The 3,081-nt window shown below is 41.3% G+C and carries 3 protein-coding genes; all 3 read left to right on the top strand.

Annotation, left to right across the window (positions count from 1 at the left end; translation table 11 throughout):
- Positions 1–108: 108 nt before the first annotated feature.
- The 3 genes from STRDD04_RS02910 to STRDD04_RS02920 all read left to right on the top strand — a co-directional run bounded on the left by STRDD04_RS02910 (position 109) and on the right by STRDD04_RS02920 (position 2,920).
- On the top strand, positions 109–441 hold the full coding sequence (locus tag STRDD04_RS02910; RefSeq protein ID WP_005590307.1) for a putative DNA-binding protein: 333 nt from the start codon (positions 109–111) through the stop codon (positions 439–441).
- A 55-nt stretch (positions 442–496) separates the two neighbouring features.
- On the top strand, positions 497–2,065 hold the full coding sequence (gene ffh, locus STRDD04_RS02915; protein ID WP_062199216.1) for a signal recognition particle protein: 1,569 nt from the start codon (positions 497–499) through the stop codon (positions 2,063–2,065).
- Positions 2,066–2,143: 78 nt separating this feature from the next.
- Positions 2,144–2,920 (top strand): alpha/beta hydrolase, encoded by a 777-nt coding sequence (locus STRDD04_RS02920; RefSeq protein ID WP_062199218.1) that lies wholly within the window; start codon positions 2,144–2,146, stop codon positions 2,918–2,920.
- Positions 2,921–3,081: the final 161 nt, after the last annotated feature.

The raw sequence follows: 3,081 nt of genomic DNA on the forward strand, positions 1-3,081 counted from the left end.
GGTGGATTTACCCACTACAGAAATTATAGAGCCGTTTTTTATAATTCTCTATTTTCAAATATACTGAAAGAGTGGAGTTTAAAGGGATTATTTGATATAATATTCCTTATGGAAATTGAAAAAACAAATCGAATGAATGCTCTGTTTGAGTTTTACGCGGCTTTGCTGACCGATAAGCAGATGAACTATATCGAGCTCTACTACGCAGACGACTACAGCCTTGCTGAGATTGCCGAGGAGTTTAACGTGAGCCGCCAAGCTGTCTATGACAATATCAAACGCACAGAGAAAATTCTGGAAGACTACGAAATGAAGCTGCACATGTACTCTGACTATATCGTCAGAAGTCAGATTTTTGATCAGATTATGGAAAAATACCCTGACGATCCCTATTTGCAGGAGCAGCTTGCGGTTTTGTCCAGCATTGATAACCGAGAATAAAACGGATAGCAACCTATCCATTTCCATCATTTGATAATTAAGAGGAGAAATATTTATGGCTTTTGAAAATTTAACTGAACGTTTGCAGAACGTCTTTAAAAACCTACGCAGAAAGGGCAAAATTTCTGAGAGTGATATCCAGGAAGCGACCAAGGAGATTCGTCTTGCTCTCTTGGAGGCTGACGTTGCCCTACCTGTTGTCAAAGACTTCATTAAAAAGATTCGTGAGCGAGCTATTGGACACGAAGTTATTGATACTCTCAATCCAGCTCAACAGATCATCAAAATCGTAGACGAAGAGCTAACAGCCATTCTGGGTTCTGATACTGCTGAGATTATCAAGTCACCAAAGATTCCGACTGTTATCATGATGGTCGGTTTGCAGGGGGCTGGTAAAACGACCTTTGCGGGTAAATTGGCTAATAAACTCAAAAAAGAAGAAAATGCTCGCCCGCTCATGATTGCGGCGGACATTTACCGTCCAGCGGCTATTGATCAGCTGCAAACACTGGGGCAACAGATTGATGTGCCAGTCTTTGCCTTGGGTACTGAGTTCCCAGCAGTAGAGATTGTCCGTCAAGGTTTGGAGCAAGCCAAGGCTAATCACAACGACTATGTCTTGATTGATACGGCTGGTCGCCTACAAATTGATGAAAAGCTCATGCAGGAGCTAGCTGATGTCAAGGCTCTGGCACAGCCGAATGAAATTCTGCTGGTTGTCGATGCTATGATTGGTCAGGAAGCAGCCAATGTAGCCCGTGAATTTAACAATCTGCTGGAAGTAACTGGGGTTATCCTGACCAAGATTGATGGGGACACCCGTGGTGGTGCGGCTCTGTCTGTCCGTCAGATCACTGGCAAGCCAATCAAGTTTACTGGTACTGGTGAAAAGATTACCGATATCGAAACTTTCCACCCAGACCGTATGTCTGGCCGTATACTCGGTATGGGGGACATGCTGACCCTGATTGAAAAGGCCTCTCAAGAGTACGATGAGAAAAAATCGCTTGAAATGGCTGAAAAAATGCGGGAAAACACCTTTGATTTCAACGATTTCATCGACCAACTAGACCAAGTTCAGAACATGGGACCTATGGAAGACCTGCTCAAGATGCTGCCAGGTATGGCCAATAATCCTGCTCTGAAAAATATCAAAGTAGATGAAAAAGAAATTGCCCGTAAACGTGCCATCGTATCCTCTATGACACCAGCCGAGCGGGAAAATCCAGACCTGCTTAACCCAAGTCGTCGTCGTCGGATTGCAGCTGGTTCTGGTAATAGTTTTGTCGAAGTCAATAAGTTTATCAAGGACTTTAACCAAGCCAAACAGATGATGCAGGGAGTCCTATCTGGAGATATGAACAAAATGATGAAACAGATGGGGCTCAATCCTAACAATCTGCCTAAAAATATGCCGGGCGGTATGCCTGATATGTCAGCTTTAGAAGGCATGATGGGTCAAGGAGGTATGCCAGATTTATCTGCCCTAGGCGGAGCAGGAATGCCAGATATGAGCCAAATGTTTGGTGGTGGCCTCAAAGGGAAAGCTGGAGAATTTCTCATGCGCCGCAGCATGAACAAAATGGCCAAGCAAATGAAGAAAAACAAGAAGAAGCGGAAGTAATAACAAAAAAACAAGTCGCATAACTAAGTTTTATGTGGCTTGTTTTTGAAAACATCAGATTCAGATACGGAGACTAGAATGAAGCCTTTTTTGACTCAATTGATTCATCGACTTGCTAAAACCTTTCAAAAATTATTGAATAAGCTGCCTTCCCACCCTATTTCTCATCTACCTGCCAGCAAGGTCAAAATACATCCTATTATCATGATTCCAGGTAGTTCTGCGACTGAGAATCGTTTTAATCGAATGGTTAAAAAGCTCAATCGAAATCAGCATTCACATCATAGTCTTGTTCGGATTAAAGTCTGGAATGATGGACACATGACTTATCGGGGGCATTTGAAGCGGAAGGACAGAAATCCTATTTTTGTGGTTGGCTTTCAAAATAATCGTGATGGTTATGAAAATATAAAGCAGCAAATCGAATCCCTTAAGCTCGCTTTAACCTACCTTCTTGACCACTATTATTTCACAGAATTTAAGGCAGTAGGGCACTCCAATGGTGGACTAGTTTTGACTGGTTTATTGGAAAGTGGCTTTTTAGAGAAAAAGAAGTTAGCCGCAAGCAAGATGGCCATTATTGGAAGTCCTTACAAATTCAACCAAGAGATGTATGACGATTTTCAAAGGTGGAAACATCGCTTAGAAAAAGAAGTAGAGGTCCTTAACTTTGTCGGCAGCTTTGCTGGAAAATCAGACGGCATCGTTCCTCTCTCTAGTGCACAAGCAGCAAAATCAATTTTTGAGAATCAAACTTATTCAGAAGTGAATTTAAAAGGTCGTAAGGCTCATCATTCAGCCTTGCCAACCAATCCAGAATTGGTGAAACTATTAAGTCAATTTTTAAATCTATAGAGATTGCATAATTTAAGTTATGTATTTTTTGATATACTTGTATAATTTTTAAGATGTTTTTAAAGCTATTAAAAGGAGTTCCAATGAAAAGAAACAAGGCTCTTTTAGTTTATTTGATAGGAACTTTTAGCCAGTTGTTATCGGTTTGCCTAGTTGTATTT

Source organism: Streptococcus sp. DD04, assembly GCF_001578725.1.
Classification (GTDB): Bacteria; Bacillota; Bacilli; order Lactobacillales; family Streptococcaceae; genus Streptococcus; species Streptococcus sinensis.

Coding starts and splice junctions, on each gene's coding strand:
- STRDD04_RS02910 (WP_005590307.1), top strand. CDS start 109: ATGGAAATTGAAAAAACAAATCGAATGAATGCTCTGTTTGAGTTTTAC.
- ffh (WP_062199216.1), top strand. CDS start 497: ATGGCTTTTGAAAATTTAACTGAACGTTTGCAGAACGTCTTTAAAAAC.
- STRDD04_RS02920 (WP_062199218.1), top strand. CDS start 2,144: ATGAAGCCTTTTTTGACTCAATTGATTCATCGACTTGCTAAAACCTTT.